Annotated in this window: 18 protein-coding genes; 6 read left to right on the top strand and 12 right to left on the bottom strand. The window is 67.8% G+C overall.

The window, feature by feature from the left end; genetic code table 11:
- The first annotated feature begins 183 nt into the window (after nt 1-183).
- The 3 genes from accB to aat are packed head-to-tail and all read left to right on the top strand — an operon-like array spanning nt 184 to nt 2696.
- Nucleotides 184-678: an acetyl-CoA carboxylase biotin carboxyl carrier protein gene (gene accB, locus EKE94_RS00935; protein WP_127904736.1), complete on the top strand. Its 495-nt coding sequence runs from the start codon at nt 184-186 to the stop codon at nt 676-678.
- Nucleotides 679-688: 10 nt separating this feature from the next.
- On the top strand, nt 689-2035 hold the full coding sequence (accC, locus tag EKE94_RS00930; protein WP_127904735.1) for an acetyl-CoA carboxylase biotin carboxylase subunit: 1347 nt from the start codon (nt 689-691) through the stop codon (nt 2033-2035).
- A gap of 4 nt (nt 2036-2039) precedes the next feature.
- A complete protein-coding gene (gene aat, locus EKE94_RS00925) occupies nt 2040-2696 on the top strand; it encodes a leucyl/phenylalanyl-tRNA--protein transferase (RefSeq protein WP_206614998.1) in 657 nt (218 codons plus the stop codon).
- On the opposite strand, the gene EKE94_RS00920 is transcribed toward aat, so the two are convergent.
- The 5 genes from EKE94_RS00920 to EKE94_RS00900 all read right to left on the bottom strand — a co-directional run bounded on the left by EKE94_RS00920 (nt 2663) and on the right by EKE94_RS00900 (nt 6213).
- Nucleotides 2663-3088, bottom strand: coding sequence for a DUF2155 domain-containing protein (locus EKE94_RS00920; RefSeq protein ID WP_127904734.1), 426 nt, complete (start codon nt 3086-3088; stop codon nt 2663-2665). The two genes, aat and EKE94_RS00920, sit on opposite strands and share 34 nt — an antisense overlap.
- A gap of 5 nt (nt 3089-3093) precedes the next feature.
- Complete coding sequence (locus tag EKE94_RS00915; protein WP_127904733.1) at nt 3094-3477, bottom strand: NADH:ubiquinone oxidoreductase subunit NDUFA12; 384 nt, start codon at nt 3475-3477, stop codon at nt 3094-3096.
- Nucleotides 3478-3737: 260 nt separating this feature from the next.
- Nucleotides 3738-4142, bottom strand: coding sequence for a RidA family protein (locus tag EKE94_RS00910; RefSeq protein WP_127904732.1), 405 nt, complete (start codon nt 4140-4142; stop codon nt 3738-3740).
- 22 nt (nt 4143-4164) lie between these two features.
- On the bottom strand, nt 4165-5424 hold the full coding sequence (gene clpX, locus EKE94_RS00905; RefSeq protein ID WP_127904731.1) for an ATP-dependent Clp protease ATP-binding subunit ClpX: 1260 nt from the start codon (nt 5422-5424) through the stop codon (nt 4165-4167).
- 144 nt (nt 5425-5568) lie between these two features.
- The gene (locus EKE94_RS00900; protein ID WP_127904730.1) at nt 5569-6213 is read right to left on the bottom strand and encodes an ATP-dependent Clp protease proteolytic subunit; all 645 of its coding nucleotides are present in this window, start codon (nt 6211-6213) and stop codon (nt 5569-5571) included.
- 155 nt (nt 6214-6368) lie between these two features.
- On the opposite strand from EKE94_RS00900, the gene EKE94_RS00895 reads away from it, so the two are divergent.
- Nucleotides 6369-6692, top strand: a complete 324-nt coding sequence (locus tag EKE94_RS00895) for an ArsR/SmtB family transcription factor (protein WP_127904729.1) — start codon at nt 6369-6371, stop codon at nt 6690-6692.
- Entirely contained in the window at nt 6689-7069 is a 381-nt protein-coding gene (locus EKE94_RS00890) for an SRPBCC domain-containing protein (RefSeq protein ID WP_127904728.1), read from the top strand. Before EKE94_RS00895 ends, EKE94_RS00890 begins: the two co-directional genes overlap by 4 nt.
- 158 nt (nt 7070-7227) lie before the next feature.
- Here EKE94_RS00890 and EKE94_RS00885 read toward each other — a convergent pair whose 3' ends face one another.
- From EKE94_RS00885 to EKE94_RS00855, 7 genes are all read right to left on the bottom strand, one after another.
- Complete coding sequence (locus EKE94_RS00885; RefSeq protein WP_127904727.1) at nt 7228-8274, bottom strand: ABC transporter ATP-binding protein; 1047 nt, start codon at nt 8272-8274, stop codon at nt 7228-7230.
- Nucleotide 8275: 1 nt separating this feature from the next.
- A complete protein-coding gene (locus EKE94_RS00880) occupies nt 8276-9526 on the bottom strand; it encodes an MGH1-like glycoside hydrolase domain-containing protein (protein WP_127904726.1) in 1251 nt (416 codons plus the stop codon).
- Nucleotides 9527-9581: 55 nt separating this feature from the next.
- A complete protein-coding gene (locus tag EKE94_RS00875; protein ID WP_127904725.1) occupies nt 9582-10790 on the bottom strand; it encodes a carbohydrate ABC transporter permease in 1209 nt (402 codons plus the stop codon).
- A 151-nt stretch (nt 10791-10941) separates the two neighbouring features.
- Nucleotides 10942-12186: a carbohydrate ABC transporter permease gene (locus tag EKE94_RS00870; protein WP_127904724.1), complete on the bottom strand. Its 1245-nt coding sequence runs from the start codon at nt 12184-12186 to the stop codon at nt 10942-10944.
- A 133-nt stretch (nt 12187-12319) separates the two neighbouring features.
- Complete coding sequence (locus EKE94_RS00865) at nt 12320-13672, bottom strand: ABC transporter substrate-binding protein (RefSeq protein WP_127904723.1); 1353 nt, start codon at nt 13670-13672, stop codon at nt 12320-12322.
- A complete protein-coding gene (locus EKE94_RS00860) occupies nt 13669-14844 on the bottom strand; it encodes a LacI family DNA-binding transcriptional regulator (RefSeq protein WP_127904722.1) in 1176 nt (391 codons plus the stop codon). Before EKE94_RS00860 ends, EKE94_RS00865 begins: the two co-directional genes overlap by 4 nt.
- Before the next feature lie 307 nt (nt 14845-15151).
- Nucleotides 15152-16339, bottom strand: a complete 1188-nt coding sequence (locus tag EKE94_RS00855) for an anhydro-N-acetylmuramic acid kinase (RefSeq protein ID WP_235855851.1) — start codon at nt 16337-16339, stop codon at nt 15152-15154.
- A 339-nt stretch (nt 16340-16678) separates the two neighbouring features.
- Here EKE94_RS00855 and tyrS point away from each other — a divergent pair, with 339 nt between their 5' ends.
- Nucleotides 16679-17932: a tyrosine--tRNA ligase gene (gene tyrS / locus EKE94_RS00850; RefSeq protein ID WP_127904720.1), complete on the top strand. Its 1254-nt coding sequence runs from the start codon at nt 16679-16681 to the stop codon at nt 17930-17932.
- The last annotated feature ends 79 nt before the right edge of the window (nt 17933-18011 follow it).

The following is an 18011-nucleotide window of genomic DNA, read 5'->3' as shown; positions in this document are numbered from 1 at the left end:
AACAAGACGGCCGCGCGCCCCCGGGGAAATGCGCAAAATTCCGGCAGAAACACGCCCCTTCTGCCCCGTCGCGGGGCGACAAAGGCATGGCAGCGGCTTTTCACGGCCACCGGCCTTGCGTATAAGCGGCCCACAAGACCGAATGCGCCCCAGCGGAACGGGCAGCCATCCTCGAGGGACGGAATGACAAAGAACAATCACGAAGCGGACGTTGCCTTTATCGAGGCTCTGGCCGGACTTCTCCGCGAAAACGACCTGACCGAGCTTCGGGTCAAGCGGGAATACGCGAATAACGACAGCCTTGATGTGCTGGTGAGCCGCTCCGCGCCGCCGGTGGTGCAGCAGGCCGCGGCCCCCGCCGCCGCCCTGCCCGCAGCCGCGCCGCAGGCGCAGGCGCAGGTGGCCCCCGCCGCGGCCGAAATCGCCGAGGACCCTGCCAGCCATCCCGGCACGATCTCGTCGCCGATGGTGGGCACCGCCTACCTGGCCGCCGAACCGGGCGCAGCCCCCTTCGTGCGCCCCGGCGACACCGTGACCGAGGGGCAGACCCTGCTGATCATCGAGGCGATGAAGACGATGAACCACATCCCCGCCCCGCGCTCGGGCACGATCGGGCGGATCCTGGTCGACGACGGCGCACCGGTCGAATTCGGCGCGCCTCTTCTGATTCTCGAATGAACGGGCGGATATGTTCGACAAGATCCTGATCGCCAACCGCGGCGAAATTGCGCTGCGCGTGATCCGTGCCTGCCGCGAAATGGGCATTGCCAGCGTCGCGGTGCATTCCACGGCCGACGACGACGCCATGCATGTCCGCATGGCCGACGAATCCGTCTGCATCGGACCTGCACCGGGGACGCACAGCTACCTGTCCGTGCCGGGCATCATCTCGGCCTGCGACATCACCGGCGCGCAGGCGATCCACCCCGGTTACGGCTTTTTGTCCGAGAACGCGAACTTCGTGCAGATCGTCGAAGATCATGAGCTGACGTTCATCGGCCCCTCGGCCGAGCATATCCGGATCATGGGCGACAAGATCACCGCCAAGGAGACGATGAAGAAGCTGGGCGTGCCCTGCGTGCCCGGCTCCGAGGGCGGCGTTCCGGATTTCGCCGCCGCCAAGTCGGTCGCGGAAGAGATCGGGTTTCCCGTGATCGTCAAGGCCACGGCCGGCGGCGGCGGGCGCGGTATGAAGCTTGCGCGCACAGCCTCGGAACTGGAATCGGCTTTCCGCACCGCGCGGGCCGAGGCGAAATCCGCCTTCGGCAACGACGAGGTGTATATCGAGAAATACCTCACCACGCCGCGTCACATCGAAATCCAGGTCTTCGGCGACGGCAAGGGCGGCGCGGTTCACCTGGGCGAACGCGATTGTTCGCTGCAACGCCGCCACCAGAAGGTCTTCGAAGAGGCGCCCGGCCCCGCGATCGACGCCGAGACCCGTGCGCGCATCGGCAAGACCTGTGCCGACGCCATTGCGGCCATCGGCTATTCCGGCGCCGGCACGATCGAGTTCCTCTACGAGGATGGCGAGTTCTATTTCATCGAGATGAACACCCGCCTGCAGGTCGAACACCCGGTGACCGAGGGCATTTTCGGCGTCGACCTCGTCCGCGAACAGATCCGCGTCGCTGCCGGCCTGCCGATGTCCTTTACCCAGGACGACCTTGAGCTGCGCGGCCACGCCATCGAGGTGCGGATCAACGCCGAGAAACTTCCCAACTTTTCGCCCTCTCCGGGCCGGATCAGCCAGTACCACGCCCCCGGCGGGCTGGGCGTGCGGATGGATTCGGCACTTTACGACGGCTACCGGATCCCGCCCTATTACGACAGCCTGATCGGCAAGCTCATCGTGCATGGCCGCGACCGTCCCGAGGCGCTGGCCCGGCTGGGGCGCGCCCTGGGCGAACTGATCGTCGACGGCGTCGACACGACGATCCCGCTGTTCCACGCCCTGCTGCAGGAACCCGCGATCCAGTCGGGCGACTACTCGATCCACTGGCTGGAAGACTGGCTGGAGACGGCGACGTTCTGACACCATGCGAGGGGAGGAGGAGCATATCACGCTGACGCCTGAGCTTCTCCTTCACGCCTACGCGTCGGGCGTCTTTCCGATGGCCGAGTCGCGCGACGACCCAGAGATTTTCTGGGTCGATCCACGCCAGCGGGGGATCATGCCGCTGGACGGTTTCCACATGTCGCGCTCGCTCGCCCGGACGATCCGCCGCGCGCGCTACCGCATCACCACGGACACCGATTTCACCGGCGTCGTCGAAGGCTGCGCCGCGCGGGACGAAACCTGGATCAGCCACGACATCCAGGACCTTTACGAGGCGCTGCACCAGCAGGACCACGCGCATTCGCTTGAGGTGTGGGACGGGACACGGCTGGTTGGCGGCGTCTACGGCGTGGCGATCGGCGGGGCTTTCTTCGGCGAAAGCATGTTCAGCCGGGTGCGCGACGCGTCAAAGATCGCCCTGGCCTATCTGGTGGACCGGTTGCGCGGCGCGGGCTTCAGCCTATTCGACACGCAGTTCATCACCCCGCATCTGGCCAGCCTGGGCGGGCAGGAGATCCCGCGTGCCGCCTATCGGGCCACCCTGAGCGAGGCGCTGCGCCGCCCCGCCGCATTCGGGGTACCGGGCCCCCCGCCCCCAGCCGATCAGCTGGTGCAGCGAATGACCCAGATATCATAGCGCGCATGCTCCAGCGCGTTCAGGGCGGGGCTCGACGCAATCATCCAGCCATCGAAGATCGGCGTGTCCTGCCCGGCTTCCCGGATCACCAGGTAAGCATAGGCATCGCCCGACGGGTTCTCGGTCGGATAGCGGCAATCGCCCAGCGTCACCTGCAGGCGGCCGACCTCTCCGGTCTCGCCGCGCGACAGTTCGACGTCGCGAATGGCACCGTTCAGCTTGTCCAGCCCGCGCAACACCGCGCCTGAGGCTTCGGACACACGCTCGACCTCGGCGGCGGGCGCCTCGGTCTCGCTCTCGAAACCCGTCGTCGGCGCCTCGTCCTGCGCCCGGACCGGCGTCACGGCCAAAAGGGCCACGGCGCCTGCGGCTAGGGTGCGTCTGATCACCATCGCGCTCACTCGGGCGACCACGCCTCGTAATCGCTTCGGGCCGCCGGCTGCGGTTGCCGGATCGACCCCTGTGGCGCATACGCCCGGGCCGTTCCAGTCAGGTTCTCGAGATGCGGCTTTTCCCAGGGCTTGTGGACCAGCGGAGCCTCGGTCGGCGGTTCGTCCCAGGTATGGTGCAGCCAGCCATGCCATTCGGGGCTGACCCGGCTCGCCTCGGCCTCGCCATTGAAGATCACCCAGCGTCGGGCTCCGTCGTTCGACTGGTAGAACACGTTGCCGGCGCTATCTTCGCCGACCTTCGTGCCATGCCGCCAGGTCCAGAACTGGGTATTGAGCGTCTGCCCGTTCCACCAGGTCACGGCGCGCTTCAGCGTATTGAGAAAGCTCATCGCTCTCCTCCGGAAAACCACGCCTCCCTAATGCACCAAGGCGCGCCGAAGGTCCAGCAACCGCATCGCCGCACCCGCATCCCCGGCACACCGCAACGCAAGTCACTTGGCCCAGCCTCCCACGCCCAGCCCCCCCTTCTCTTCTTGTAAAAATACTCCCGCCGGAGGCCCCGGCCCGCAGCCACGCCGCCGTCGATCCTCTCGCGATCACGTACCGGTGTCCGACAGAAAGTCGTGCGGCAGCGCGGTTGCACTGTCGGTCACGCCCGCGTCAGGCGCGCCGTAACCTCGATCTCGATACGCATGTCGGGGGATTGCAGACCGGCGACGATCATCGTCGCCGCTGGCCGCACCTCGCGGAAGGCCTCGTTGACCACCGGCCAGCAGATCGGCCAATCCGACGCGTCCGGCAGGATATACCGCACCCGCACCACATCATCCAAAGAGCCACCCGCCTCGCGCAGGGCGCGTCCGATCGTGGCCAGCGCATTGCGGCATTGGACCACCACGTCGCCTGGCATGACCATGGTTGTGTAGTCGTACCCGGTGGTTCCCGCGACGAAGACCCAGCCATCGCAGACAACGGCCCGGGAATAGCCGATTTCGGCTTCGAAGGGCGAGCCCGAGGAGATCAGCCTGCGCTGATCCCCTTCCGCCGCGTCCATCGTCCCGCCGCCGGCCCGGACCTCAGCCCGCGCTGGCCGATTCCTTCTTCTGCTCGGCGTAGATCATCAGCGGTGCCGCGTCGGAATTCACCGCTTCCTCGTTCACCACGACCTCGTCGACGCTGTCCATGCCCGGCAGATCGAACATGGTATCCAGCAGGATGTCCTCCATGATCGACCGCAGCCCGCGGGCGCCAGTCTTGCGCGCGATGGCGCGCTTGGCGATGGCAGTCAGCGCGTCGTCGGTGAAGGTCAGGTCGGTATCCTCCAGCTCGAAAAGGCGCTGGTACTGCTTCACCAGGGCGTTCTTGGGCTGCGTCAGGATGGTGACCAGAGCTTCCTCGTCCAGATCCTCCAGCGTCGCGATCACTGGCAGGCGGCCGACGAATTCCGGGATCAGGCCGAATTTCAGCAAATCCTCAGGCTCGAGCTCGCCGAACATCTCGCCCACGCCGCGGCTGTCGTTGTCCTTGACGTCGGCACCGAAGCCGATGGCCGAGCCCTTGCCACGCTGCGCGATGATTTTCTCGAGCCCCGCGAAGGCCCCACCGCAGATGAACAGGATGTTCGTCGTGTCGACCTGCAGGAACTCCTGCTGCGGATGCTTGCGCCCGCCCTGCGGCGGTACAGAGGCAACCGTGCCCTCCATGATCTTCAGCAGCGCCTGCTGCACGCCTTCGCCACTGACGTCCCGCGTGATCGAGGGGTTGTCGGACTTGCGCGTGATCTTGTCGACCTCGTCGATATAGACGATGCCGCGTTGCGCTCGCTCGACATTGTATTCAGAGGCCTGCAGCAGCTTGAGGATGATGTTCTCGACATCCTCGCCCACGTACCCGGCCTCGGTCAGCGTGGTGGCGTCGGCCATGGTGAAGGGCACATCGAGGATCCGCGCCAGCGTCTGCGCCAGCAGCGTCTTGCCGCACCCCGTGGGGCCGATCAGCAGGATGTTCGACTTGTTCAGCTCGATATCCGACTTCCCGGCATGGTTGAGTCGCTTGTAGTGGTTGTGCACCGCGACAGACAGCACGCGCTTGGCGATCTTCTGGCCGATCACGTAGTCGTCGAGAACCTCGCAGATCTCTTTCGGGGTAGGCACGCCATCGGTGGATTTCAGCCCCGAGGATTTGGTTTCCTCGCGGATGATGTCCATGCAGAGTTCGACACACTCGTCACAGATGAACACCGTCGGCCCGGCGATCAGTTTGCGGACCTCGTGTTGGCTCTTGCCGCAGAAAGAGCAGTAGAGCGTGTTCTTGCTGTCGCCGGAAGTCTTCGCCATTGTCACAACCTCTGGGGCGCGTCGCCCTCTCGTCTGGCCGCCGGCGGAGGGTCCGCCAGCGGGTCGGTCTGCCCTATTGCCTGAGCCTAGGGCAGAGGATTTCCGGGCACAACGTCAAAGTGCCCGGGGCGCGTTCGGCGCGGATCAGCCTTCGCTGCCGCTGGTGCCCGGCTCGGGGCGGATCCGGTTCTCGACGATTTCGTCGATCAGGCCCCAGTCCTTGGCTTCTTCCGGCGACATGAAATTATCCCGTTCCAGCGCGTCGACCACCGTCTTCATCTTCTGGCCGGTGTGCTTCACGTAGATCTGATTGAGCCGATCCTTCAGCTTCTGCGTCTCCTGGGCGTGGATCATGATGTCCGTCGCCTGACCTTGGTAGCCGCCCGAGGGCTGGTGCACCATCACCCGGCTGTTGGGCAGCGAAAACCGCATGCCCGGCGCGCCGGCGGCCAGCAGAAGCGACCCCATCGATGCCGCCTGACCCACGACGAGGGTCGACACGGCGGGCTTGATGTACTGCATGGTGTCGTAGATCGAGAGCCCCGAGGTCACCACGCCACCGGGGCTGTTGATGTACATCGAGATCTCTTTGCTGGGGTTCTCGGCCTCCAGGTGCAGAAGCTGCGCTACGATCAGGCTGGACATGCCGTCGTGCACGGGCCCCGACAAAAAGATGATCCGCTCCTTCAAAAGGCGCGAGAAGATGTCGTAGGCACGCTCGCCCCGGCTCGTCTGCTCGACCACCATGGGGACGAGGGTGTTCATGAAGTGCTCGTGGGGATCGTGCATATGTGCCTGCCTCGTCGTGCCCGTGGATTGCAGAAATACAGTCGAATTGATTGCAGGAGTCTTAGTGGTGCGGAGTTTTCCCTGCAAGGGCACCCCGGACCTGGGCTTCCGCCTCAATGGTTGACTTTCTCGTAAGCATGCACTTACGGTAAGTCGTGGCTTACGAGATTGCAATAGCAGCCCTGGGCGACCCCACCCGCCGCGCGATACTCGAGGCGCTGCGGGCGCGGCCCCTGCCCGTCGCGGCGCTCGCGGCGGAACTGCCTGTCTCGCGCCCGGCGGTGTCTCAGCATCTCAAGGTCATGTGTGCGGCGGGTCTTCTGACCTGCACGCCCAGCGGTGCCCGCCGGATCTACGCGATCGACCCCGCCGCCCTGGCCGAGCTGCGGGATTGGCTCGACAGGCTCTGGGACGATGCGCTGACCTCGTTCGCCGATGCCGCCCGCGCCCAGGCCCGCCGCAGTGGAGACCCCGCATGACCCCGCCGATCCGCAAATCCCTGGCCGTGCCGCTGACGCCCGATGCCGCCTTCCGCCTCTTCGCCGAACGCACCTCCACATGGTGGCCCGCCCCGACGACCGCCAGGGCGGCCAACGACACCACGCCGCCGCTCGGTTCCGCCTCCGCCCTGGACTTCGAGCCGCGGCAGGGCGGCACCGTCCGCTGCGCCGGCCGACCCTGCGGCCAGGTAACGGCCTGGACCCCGGGCAAACACCTGGCCTTCGACTGGCACCAGGACGGCGCCCCGGTCACCCGGGTCGACATCCGTTTCGTGGAAGAGGCGGCAGGCTGCCTCGTCGTTCTCACGCATGACGGCTTCGACGAAGCAGGACGACCCTACGCCTCGGCCGCCTGACCCGACTGCCGCCAGTGCATCCCGGTGACCGCCCGGACCGGCGCCCCGGCTCTTCTTCTCTTCGAAAATACTCTCGCCGAAGGCATCGCGCCCCCGTCAGGGGGCGCCACCAAGGGCATGCGCCGCAGGCGCTCCGTTAACCTCCACGCCGCCCGGGCCTAGCGCGCCAGCGCCAGCCCCGCATCGTCGAAGAAATGCAACCGGGTTTCATCGAAGACAAGGCCTATCTCCTGCCCGGGTCTGAGGTCGCTCGCCCCGTCCGCCCGCACCGTCAGGCGTCCCACCGCGGTGTCGAGGATCACGAAGGTGTCGGCGCCCAGGTATTCCAGCACGTCCACCGTCGCGTCGAGCTGCCCCTCGCCCGGCGCGGCGATGGTCACGTCCTCGGGCCGCACGCCCAGGCGCGAAGCCGCGCTGCCGGTCCAGGCACCGCCGCGCCCGCCCGGCAGGGTATAGCGCCCCTCCCCCGTCGTTACCTCCACGACGTTCATCGCGGGCGAGCCGATAAACTGCGCCACGAACAGGTTGGCGGGCCGTTCGTACAGTTCGCGCGGGGTTCCCACCTGCGCGATGCGCCCCGCCTCCAGCACCACGATGCGGTCGGCCAGTGTCATTGCCTCGACCTGGTCGTGGGTGACGTAGATCATCGTCGAATCCAGCGTCTGGTGAAGCTTGGCGATCTCGTAGCGCATCTCGACCCGCAGGGCGGCATCGAGGTTCGACAGCGGCTCGTCGAACAGGAACGCGGTCGGGTCGCGCACGATCGACCGGCCGATCGCCACCCGCTGGCGCTGGCCACCCGACAGGTCCTTCGGCCGCCGGTCGAGGTAGTCGTGCAGCTTCAGCACCCGCGCCGCCTCGTTCACCTTGGCCTCGATCTCGGCCTTGGGCGCGCCCGCGGTCTTCAGCGAGAAGCCCATGTTGTCGCGCACCGACATGTGCGGGTAAAGCGCGTAGCTCTGGAACACCATGGTCAGCCCGCGCTTCGACGGCGGCTCGCTGGTGGCGTCCCGTCCGTCGATAATCAGGCTGCCGCGCGAAATCTCTTCGAGCCCGCCGATCATTCGCAAAAGCGTGGACTTGCCGCAGCCCGAGGGACCGACGAAGATCACGAACTCGCCATCCGTGATCTCAAGGTCGATGCCCTTGATGACCTGCGCGTCGCCGAACCACTTCTCGACGCCCTTCAGTTCAATGGATCCCATCTCAAGCCCCCTCTTCCTTGCCGGCCCAGGTCAGCCAGACCGCCGCCGTCCATGTGAAATCGCTTCCCCCGCAGGGGGTGCCGTCAACCGGATCGAAATACTCGTAAAAGCCGTGCTCGCGGATCAAGGTCGCGGTCTCGCGCCGCAGCCTCTCGGCCGCCGCGCCGTTGCCGGCCTCGGCAAAGCCCATTGCGATCAGCGAATTAACGACGGGCCACATCGGCCCCCGCCAGTAGCGGCGCGGGTTGAAATGGGCCGACCCGGGGTCCGAGGACGGGATGCCGTAGGCGACCTTGTCCCAGATCGCGAACAGCGTCTCCTCGACCCCCTCGCGTGCCGCGCCCGACAGCCAGGCCAGGAACCCGCCCGACCCCAGGATGCCGGCGAACTCGCCGGTTCGAAGGTCGCGCGCGTCGTAGCAGCCGATCTCCGGGTTCCAGATGGTGGCAAGCCCCGCCTCCAGCTCCCCCGCCCAGCTTTCCAGCTCGGTCACGGAGTGGCCCAGCTCGGCGCCGATCGCGGCCAGGTCGCGATGCGCGCGGATCAGGATGAAGGTGATCGCCGGGTCGGCCATCAGGAAGGGCCCGGTCTCGACGATGGTCTCCTGGTCCCAGCCGCAGGCACGGCCGAACTGGACCATCGCCACGTAGCGGTCGTAATCCTCCTTGCCCGGGCGCATCGAGGCATCGACATGGCCGGTGTCGCGCCGCGTGTAGGGCCCGACCTTCGACCCGTCGACGTTGCGCATGCCGGGGTCCCAGTCGGGACAGTTGTCGCGCCCCGACTCCCAGGGATGGGTGATCGCCACCGCGCCCGAGCGGGACCGGTAGTCGTGCCACCAGCGGTGCCAGGCCAGAAGCTTCGGATAAAGCGCGGCGATCCGGTCGCGCCCGGCCGCGGCATCCGCCTCCCAGATCCTGCGGGCAAGGATCGCGGCCACCGGCGGCTGCGAGATCCCGGAACTGGCCGGCGTCGTGCCGGTCTGCCAGACGTCGGGCCCGGGGAAATAGCCCTCGCTCGCCTGGTGAAAGACGATGTGCGGCACCATCCCGTCGCCCCACTGCGCAGAGAACAGCGTTTCCAGCTCGGTCCACGCCCGGTCCACGTCGAAGGTCGAAAACCCCCAGGCGGCAAAAGCACTGTCCCAGTTCCACTGGTAGGGGTAAAGACCGTGGGTCGGCACGGTATAGCCCCCCCGGTCGTTACCCTTCAGGATGGCGCGGGCGCGGTCGTCCAGCGTCGTGTCGGTCATCTTGCGTCCTTGTTCTTGGGGCTGCGAACCGCACCGGGGGGCCCGGCGCGCGCGCCTAGCCCTTTACCGAGCCCGCGGTCAGCCCGCGGGTCATGAAGCGTTCGAGGCCCAGGAACAGCGCCATGATCGGCACCGTCGCGATCACCGAGCCCGCCATCAGGTGCTGGCGCGGGATCTCGGACGAGTTCAGCATCGCCACCCCCCGCGTCAGGGTAAATTTCGATGGATCGTCCAGCAGCATGAACGCCAGCAGGAACTCGTTCCACGCGATCATGAAGACATACAGAGACACGCTCGCCAGCGCCGGCAGCGACAGCGGCAGCGTGATCTTCCAGATCACCCCCAGCCGGGTCAGCCCGTCCATCAGACCCGCCTCCTCGACCTCCGCCGGCAAGCCGCGGAAATAGCCTTGAAGCATGTAAAGCGCGACGGGGATCGTGGTGACGGGATAGATGATGACAATGCCGAAGACGGTGTTGCGCAGGCCGGTCATCGAAAAGGCGATGTAGATCGGCAGCGCCAGCACGATCATCGGCACCATGTAGATCAACAGGATCGAACGCGAGAACGCCGCAGCCCCGCGAAACCGCAGCCGCGCCACGGCATAGGCCCCGGGGATCGAGAACAGCAGCGTGATCAGCACCGTCAGCACCGAGACGTAGAACGACGTCCAGAGGTAGCTGCCGAAGTTGAACTGGGCGAACAGCTCGACATAGGACCGGAAAAGCCCCCAGCCCTGGCTCAGGTCCAGCGAGAAATCGAGCGGGTTCTGCACCAGCTGCGACTGGTTCTTCAGACTGGTCATCACCATCACGTAGAAGGGGATGACGACGATCACCGTGAAGAAAACATAGCCGAAGCCGGTCAGGAACCGGATCACCGATGCCTCGAACTCGTGCCGCGTGGCGCGCCCCCAGGGGTGGCCCGCCAGCATGCGCCGCAGCGGGAACAGCGTCGCGGCCCACAGGATCACTGCCGCGACCACGACGGCGACCCGCCCCGCCTCGGACACCACGGGGCCAAGCCCCAGCCAGGGCGCGACAAGCGCCGCCGCCAGCGCGGCCACCCCCACGGTCCAAAGGTTGGCGAGGGCCAGGATCCCCGCCCCCAACGCCGCACCGTAGACCAGCGCGCCAGAGGCCCCGGGGCGGAACCCCGCGCCCGTCAGGAAGGACATCGCGACGCAGACCACGACGGCCACGGTAAAGGTCCACAGGACACCGATCACGGGCCCTGCCACGTATCCAAAGCGCACCGCCTTCATGTCCGGCCCTCCCGCAATTCCCAGCCCTGCCGCAATTCCCGGCCCTGCCGCATCGCCGGACCACGGGCCCGGCAGGCCCGCCCCCCGGCTTCTTCTCTTCCGAAATACTCCCGCCGGAGGCCCGCCCCGCAGGGGCGCAACTGGTGCATCCTCACAACCCCTCCTCCCGGCTCATGAAGCGGAAGAAGAAGGCCGAGAACACCAGCAAACAGCAGAAGATCACCACGGCCACGGCCGCGCCCGCGCCGATGTTCGACACCGCGAAGGCCTGTTCGTAGACGTTGACCGTCAGCACCCGCGTGCCCGCATTGCCGCCCGTCAGCAGGAAGATGTCGTCGAACTTGTTGAAGGTCCAGATGAAGCGCAGCAGGAACAGCACCGACAGAATGCCCAGGAGCTGCGGCAGCGACAGGTACCAGAACTGCTGGAAGGGCGAGGCGCCATCCATGTCCGCGGCCTCGTACATGTCGCCGTCCATCGACTGCATCCGCGCGAGGATGAACAGGAACGACAGTGGGAAGTAGCGCCAGATCTCGAAGACCGTCACCATGATCAGCGCCAGCGGCCGCTGACCGAAGAAGTTGATCGCGCTCTCGCTCACCCCCATCTGGATCAAAAGCGCGTTGGCGCTGCCGGAATAGGGATCGAAGAGGATGATCCAGGTGAAGGCCACCGCGATCACCGGAGCCACGTAGGGAAAGAGGTAAAGCCCCCGCAGGATCCCCTGCCCCCGGAACGACTGGTTCAGCAGCATGGCGGCAAAGAGCCCCATGACCAGCGCCCCGACGGTGCCGAAGAAGGTGTAGAAAAAGGTGACGCCGATCACGCCCCAGAACTCGTCGCCGTCGAAGATGCGGGCGAAATTCTCCAGCGTGAACTCGGCATTCGTCAGGATGTTCGGCGCCGATCCCGAAACCCCGGCCGGCACGGCATCGAGGTCCACGGGCGCGTCGAGGTAGCCCTGCGCCACCGTCACCGGGATCTCGACCGCGCCGCGGCCGCCGGGCTCGAGGTCGCCCAGGTCGCAGGACAGCTGCCGCCCCTCCAGGGTGCAGCGCGGGTCGATCTCGCCCGCCTCCAGCCCCGCCGGAATCTCGTCGCTGATCCGCACGCCGCTGATCGCCACGTCGCGGGACGAGTTGCGGTATCGGTACTGCAGCTCGGCCTCGTCGCCCACTGCCTCGGCATCGCCGCGCAGCGCCTCGCGCAGGACCGCCTGCGGTGGGCGAAGGTCGGCCAGGCCCACGGGCTTGAAGCTGATCCAGAACACCGACAGGAGCGGCAGCACGACCACCAGCGCCACGGCGATGATGGTGGGGGCCAGCAGGCCCCAGGCCAGCCGCGCCTCGCGCTTGGCGAGCGGTCCGCGCCGTTTCGGTGGAACTGCCGTCGTCATCGCCGGCCCCCTTTCATGCCTCTGGATGTCGCCTCCCGCCGCGCGGCGGGAAGGCGGAGGGGCGCCGCCACCCCCGGCCCGCGGGCCGGAGGGGGCGGCGACGCCCGGTTTCATGCGGCTCGCCAGAGCCCGGTCACTGGATCTGGGCCAGCTCGCCGTTCATCTGTGCCACGGCATCCTCGGGCGACAGACGCCCGTCGATCACCTGGCGGACGACCCGGTTGATGACCTGGCTGTTGATGATCTTCGAGGCGAGCGCCAGCTGGCCGTCCTCGGCGCCCCAGCGCTGCGCCACGTCGAGACCGCCGACCAGTTCGTCCAGCGCCTCCTGGCCGTAGATCTCGCCCAGCGGCTGCTGGCGGTCGACACCGGCGGGCAGCTCGGCCCAAGCCTCGACGAACTCGGTCGGGTTGTCCTCGGTGCCCTGGCGCACGGGGAACTTGCCCTCGGGCGCGATCGACAGCGTCTGGGTATAGCCCTGATCCATCGAGTATTCGATGAACTGCTGCGCCTCGTCGAAGTCGGCATCGACGGTGACGCCCATGTAGCGGATGTCGGCCCAGGCGGCGCCGTCGGGGTTCGAGGGACCTGCGAAGTTCGTCACGATCCCGGTGTTCTCGGCCAGCTCGGTCGATGTCGGGTCGTCGTTGATCGTGGGCGGGTTGGAATCGCGCAGGCCGGCCAGTTCATCGAGGATGAAGGGCGACCAGATGATCATCGCCGCGTTGCCGCCGAAATAGATGCTGCGCGACTGGTCCCAGTAAATTTCGCCCGGGGGCGAGGCTTCGGCGATGGTCTTGTAGAAGTTCAGGACCTCGACCGTCGGCGCCTCTTCGAAGCCCTTGAACCCGTCGGCGCCCACAGGAGACACGCCGTTGGCAAGGAAGACGTGTTCGAGCACCTGGCTCATGAAGTTCTCGTCGACCTTGGTGGCAGCGACGAAGCCGAACATCTCGGGCGGGTTGTGCAGCGCCTCGATCGCGGTTTCGACCGCGGCATAGGTCGTCGGCGGCTCCAGCCCGGCCTCTTCGAAGAGGTCGGCGCGATAGAGGATCATCTGCGTCCAGCCGTCGACCGGAACGCTGGCCCAGCCGTCGTCCGTCTCGGCCAGGCTCAGCGCGCCGGGGGCGAAGGTGTCGGGGCCAAGCTCCTCGATCACGTCGGTCGCGGCCTGGGTGTCCAGGATACCGGCCTCGACCCAGGGCAGTGCGTATTGCAGCGTGTGGTAGATCACGTCGGGCAGGTCGCCCGCGGCAAAGGCCGCGGTGGCGCGGGTGCCGAGATCGGTTTCGGTCACGGGGATCACCTCGACGGCGATGCCGGTTTCCTCTTCGAAGGCGTCGGCCAGCTCCTGCTGCTTGGCCAGCCGCTCGGGCTGTTCCTCCAGCGTCCACATGCGGATGTCGGCGCTGGCGCCGGTGGCCGCCAGCGCGACGGCGGTCGCGGTGCCGGCCAGAAGCCGGGCGGTCTGCGTGCTCAGGGTCATCGGGGTTGCTCCTCCCATTTGGTCGATGATCTGCGATGTCCGGTGCGGGCCTGCGCCACGCGGGCGGCAAGCTCATCCGGGGTGAGACGGGGCGCGCCGTCCGAGCCGCCGGGCCGCAGCCGGGCGCGCACGGTTTCGCGCAAGGTTTCGGGGGCGGCGCCGCGGCAGAGCGCGATCAGCAGTTCGGCCAGCCGTCCGCCCGCCGCGCGGGTCTCGACGTGGTAGGTCGTCAGCGGCGGATCGGCATGCGCGGCCTCGGGGATCCCGTCGTAGGAGATCACCGACACGTCGCGCCCGACGCTCAAGCCCAGCTCGGCCGCCGCGCGGTAGACGCCGAGTGCGGCCATGTCGACGGCGCAGACCAGCGCCGTCGGCGGTTGCGGCAGCGACCACAGCCGCAACGCGGCCTCTCGCCCACCCTCGCGGGTCAGCGCGGCCTCGGCGAAAAGTTCGGGATCGGCAGGCAGGCCGGCTTCGGCGACGCCGGACCCGGCGCCCGCCCGGCGCAGCCCGGCATAGTGGAAATCCCCACCGCCGATATAGCCCACCCGCCGATGCCCGGCGGCGGCAAGGCGCAGGACAGCCTCGCGCATCGCCGCCTCGCCCTCGACGTCGTACCACGCACAGCCCGCGGGATCGCCGGTGCGCCCGTAGAGCACGAAGGGCACCCCCGCCGCGCGCAAGAGCGCGATGCGGGGATCGCTGGTACGGGTGCGCGGCAGCACGAAGCCGTCGGCCTTGCGCTCGTCGATCAGGCGGCCCAGCGTGGCGGTCATCTCGTCGCCCGGCCCCGCCGTGGCGACGGTCAGCGTCCATCCCGCCTCGCTCGCGCTGAGGGTCAGACCCTCGAGGAACTCGGCAAGGAACGGGCGCTGATCGTCGTGGCCGCCCCGTTCCAGCACCAGCCCCAGCGACCGGGTGCGCCCGGTGCGAATCGACTGCGCCTGCGCCAGGGGGCGATACCCCATCTCCTCGGCCGCCTGCGCCACGCGGCGCCGCGTGCGGTGCGAGATGTCGGAATAACCGTTCAGCGCCCGCGAGACGGTACCCTTCGTCAGACCCAGCCGCCGCGCCAGATCGTCGATCGTGACACGCCGCGCCCGCGGGCTGGCAGAGGCGTCGCCTTGTGTAGCGCCCGGGGCAGCGGGATCTGGCGTTTCAGGTTGGTACATTTCTTCTCCCTGCCTTTACGGTCGTTACCGAAACCGGTTTCGGCAAGGGGTTTTCGCAGTATTTCCGCAAGGTCGGTGCGAACGCGAAAGATCAGGCTTTCCAAGGGGATGATGGGCGGAGCAACCGAGGGGCGATAAAAAAGAAGGATTCTCGCCGCGGCGCCACAACGATTCGCCGCATCGCGGCGTAAGCTGTTGCAGGGGCGGCGAAACTGCAGGCCTGTGCCGGGCCGGAGCGTCGGGATCATGCGTCGGCGGCGCTGCCGGACGGGACGTCGGGCGCGTTGCCCGGCAGCGCCGCCGCGGGTCAGACCGGGGTGCTGAGGATACCGCCGCCGATCGCTGCAGCGACACCGGTGGTCCCCGGCGCGCTGGTGGGCCAGCCGCGCGCCACCCGCACGGCGAGATAGGCAAAGGCCTGCGCCTCGAACATGTCACCGTCGAGGCCCACCGCCTCGACCGGTTCGACCCCGCCGGGCAGCATGTCTTGCAGCAGGGACATCATCACCGCGTTGCGCCGCCCGCCCCCGGCCACGAACACCCGCCGGGGCGGAGCGGGACACTGCCGCAGCCCCTCGGCCACGGCGGCGGCGGCGGCGGCCGTCAGCGTCGCGGCGGCATCGGCGTCGGACAGCCCGGCCACCGCTTCGCCGAGCCAGCCGAATTCGTCGCGGTCGAGCGACTTGGGCGGGGGGCGATGGAAATACGCGGCACCGAAGAGGCGACGCAGGACATCCTCGTCCACCTCGCCGGTCGCGGCCAGGGCGCCGTCGCGGTCGTGGTCCCATCCCAGCCGCGCCTGCACCAGATCGTTAATCGGCGCATTGGCGGGGCCGGTATCGAAGGCCAGGCAGGCGCCCGGCGCCTCGGGCGCGGGGGCCGCGGGGTCGACCCATGTCAGGTTACCGACCCCCCCGAGGTTCAGAAAGGCAAGCGGGCCCCCGCCCCCGGATCCGGGTCCGGCGTCCGATGCAGGCGCGACGCCGGGGCCCGTGGCCGCGGCGATCATCCGGGCGCAGGCATAGTGGAAGAACGGAGCGAGCGGCGCGCCCTCGCCCCCCATCGTCACGTCGGAGGTGCGGAAATCCCAGACCACGGGCAGACCCAGCGCCTCGGCCAGCACGCGCCCGTCGCCTGCCTGGTGGGTGCCGCGTCCGCGCGGATCATGCGCCAGCGTCTGGCCGTGAAACCCGACGACATCCACGCCCTCGAAGCCCGACAGAAGCTCGGCATGCGCAAGCTCGACGATCTCGGCGGCCTCGGCCACGCCCGGATCGCCCGGCCAGAGACCGAGCGCGGCGCGCAGGCTGGCCCGTTCGGCCGTGCTGTAGGGGCGATAAGCCCGGGCACCGAACTCGAGGATGCGGTCGCCGTCGGTCAGCACCATCGCCGCATCTACCCCGTCGAGCGACGTGCCCGACATCGCCCCCAGCGCCCAGACCGGCCCTGAGGCGGCCTTGTGTCGTAGTCCCTGCGCCATCCACGCCTTCCTCATGCCCGCTCCATGGACCCTCTCCGGCCCATCCCCGACCCGGTCGTTCGGCCCGGTCCGGTCGGGCCTGTCATCCGGACCCGTGTTCCGGCTCAGCCTTCCGGTCCGGTCATCTGCGCCGCTTCCCGATGCGGCGCCCAGTCCGTTCCCCGACCCGATCCCCGGTACAATCCCCGACCAGTTTTCCGCCCCGATGCCGCCCCGATGCGCCATGGGCCCCGGCCATCCCCGTCGCGCCGCGCCGTCCGAGCGTCGACGGCGCCCTGCCGTCACCGCTTTTCCTTCGGCGCCCCGCCCCTTATAGGGAGACGGGCGCGTTTTGCGAGACTGGACCTAGCCCTCATGACCTATCATCCGAAATCGGACTTCCTGCACATCCTGATCGAGCGTGGCTTTCTGGCCGACTGCACCGATCTGCAGGCCCTCGACGACACCCTGATCGCCGGGACGGTGCCCGCCTATATCGGCTATGATGCGACGGCCAAGTCGCTGCACGTGGGCCACCTGCTCAACATCATGATGCTGCGCTGGCTGCAGAAGACCGGGCACAAGCCTATCACGCTGATGGGCGGCGGCACCACCAAGGTGGGCGATCCGTCCTTCCGCTCGGACGAGCGCCCGCTTCTGGACAACGCCGCCATCGACTCCAACATCGCCGGGCTGCAGGGGGTCTTTGCCAAGTACCTCAGCTATGGCGAGGCGCCGTCGGATGCGCTGATGCTGAACAATGCCGAATGGCTGGACGATCTGAACTACCTGGCGTTCTTGCGCGACATCGGGCGGCACTTCTCGGTCAACCGGATGCTGAGCTTCGAGTCGGTGAAATCCCGGCTCGATCGCGAACAGTCGCTGTCGTTCCTCGAATTCAACTACATGATCCTGCAGGCCTACGACTTTCTGGAGCTCAACCGCCGCTACGACTGCGTGCTGCAGATGGGCGGATCGGACCAGTGGGGCAATATCGTCAACGGCATCGACCTGACGCGCCGGGTGCTGGACCACCAGATCTTTGGCCTGACGACGCCGCTGCTGAGCACGTCGGACGGCCGCAAGATGGGCAAGAGCCAGGGCGGTGCGATCTGGCTGAACGGCGACATGCTGAGCCCCTACGAGTTCTGGCAGTTCTGGCGCAACACCACCGACGCCGATGTCGGCCGCTTCGCCAAGCTTTACACCGAGCTTCCGGTCGAGGAATGCGAGCGCTTGGGCGCGCTCGGCGGGTCCGAGATCAACGCTGCCAAGATCATCCTAGCCAACGAGGTGACGACGCTGTGCCACGGCGCCGCCGCGGCCGCCGCGGCCGAGGCCACCGCGCGCGAGGTGTTCGAGAAGGGCGGCGTGGGCGACGACCTGCCGACACTGGCGCTGTCGGCCGAAGAGGTCGCGGGCGGCATCTCGGTCGCGCAGCTGATCGTGCGGTCGGGGCTGGCGAAATCGGGCAAGGAAGCCAAGCGGCTGATCTCGGAAGGCGGGGCGCGGATGGACGACGCGCCGCTGAGCGACCCGGGCCTGATGCTGGACGCCGCGGCGCTGGCGCAGCCGGTGAAGCTATCTGCCGGGCGCAAACGCCACGCGCTGGTGACGCTGGCGGGCTGAAGCAGGCGCGCCCGGGGGGCGCGTTGCGGCGCGCGTTACGGGGCACTCTGGCGCTTCGGAATTGAGCGCCTGCGGCGCA

Origin of the sequence: Mesobaculum littorinae (genome assembly GCF_004011175.1) — a bacterium.
Lineage (GTDB): Bacteria > Pseudomonadota > Alphaproteobacteria > Rhodobacterales > Rhodobacteraceae > Tranquillimonas > Tranquillimonas littorinae.
This window is presented reverse-complemented; position numbering and strand designations above follow the sequence as displayed.

What these genes read in the sequence shown, in the direction of transcription:
- EKE94_RS00855 (WP_235855851.1), bottom strand. Translation starts at nt 16,339, where the DNA reads ATGAGGAAGGCGTGGATGGCGCAGGGACTACGACACAAGGCCGCCTCA.
- EKE94_RS00920 (WP_127904734.1), bottom strand. Translation starts at nt 3,088, where the DNA reads ATGGTGATCAGACGCACCCTAGCCGCAGGCGCCGTGGCCCTTTTGGCC.
- EKE94_RS00875 (WP_127904725.1), bottom strand. Translation starts at nt 10,790, where the DNA reads ATGAAGGCGGTGCGCTTTGGATACGTGGCAGGGCCCGTGATCGGTGTC.
- EKE94_RS00865 (WP_127904723.1), bottom strand. Translation starts at nt 13,672, where the DNA reads ATGACCCTGAGCACGCAGACCGCCCGGCTTCTGGCCGGCACCGCGACC.
- EKE94_RS00890 (WP_127904728.1), top strand. Translation starts at nt 6,689, where the DNA reads ATGACCCCGCCGATCCGCAAATCCCTGGCCGTGCCGCTGACGCCCGAT.
- EKE94_RS00900 (WP_127904730.1), bottom strand. Translation starts at nt 6,213, where the DNA reads ATGCACGATCCCCACGAGCACTTCATGAACACCCTCGTCCCCATGGTG.
- accB (WP_127904736.1), top strand. Translation starts at nt 184, where the DNA reads ATGACAAAGAACAATCACGAAGCGGACGTTGCCTTTATCGAGGCTCTG.
- tyrS (WP_127904720.1), top strand. Translation starts at nt 16,679, where the DNA reads ATGACCTATCATCCGAAATCGGACTTCCTGCACATCCTGATCGAGCGT.
- EKE94_RS00860 (WP_127904722.1), bottom strand. Translation starts at nt 14,844, where the DNA reads ATGTACCAACCTGAAACGCCAGATCCCGCTGCCCCGGGCGCTACACAA.
- EKE94_RS00880 (WP_127904726.1), bottom strand. Translation starts at nt 9,526, where the DNA reads ATGACCGACACGACGCTGGACGACCGCGCCCGCGCCATCCTGAAGGGT.
- aat (WP_206614998.1), top strand. Translation starts at nt 2,040, where the DNA reads ATGCGAGGGGAGGAGGAGCATATCACGCTGACGCCTGAGCTTCTCCTT.
- clpX (WP_127904731.1), bottom strand. Translation starts at nt 5,424, where the DNA reads ATGGCGAAGACTTCCGGCGACAGCAAGAACACGCTCTACTGCTCTTTC.
- EKE94_RS00885 (WP_127904727.1), bottom strand. Translation starts at nt 8,274, where the DNA reads ATGGGATCCATTGAACTGAAGGGCGTCGAGAAGTGGTTCGGCGACGCG.
- EKE94_RS00915 (WP_127904733.1), bottom strand. Translation starts at nt 3,477, where the DNA reads ATGAGCTTTCTCAATACGCTGAAGCGCGCCGTGACCTGGTGGAACGGG.
- EKE94_RS00870 (WP_127904724.1), bottom strand. Translation starts at nt 12,186, where the DNA reads ATGACGACGGCAGTTCCACCGAAACGGCGCGGACCGCTCGCCAAGCGC.
- EKE94_RS00910 (WP_127904732.1), bottom strand. Translation starts at nt 4,142, where the DNA reads ATGGACGCGGCGGAAGGGGATCAGCGCAGGCTGATCTCCTCGGGCTCG.
- accC (WP_127904735.1), top strand. Translation starts at nt 689, where the DNA reads ATGTTCGACAAGATCCTGATCGCCAACCGCGGCGAAATTGCGCTGCGC.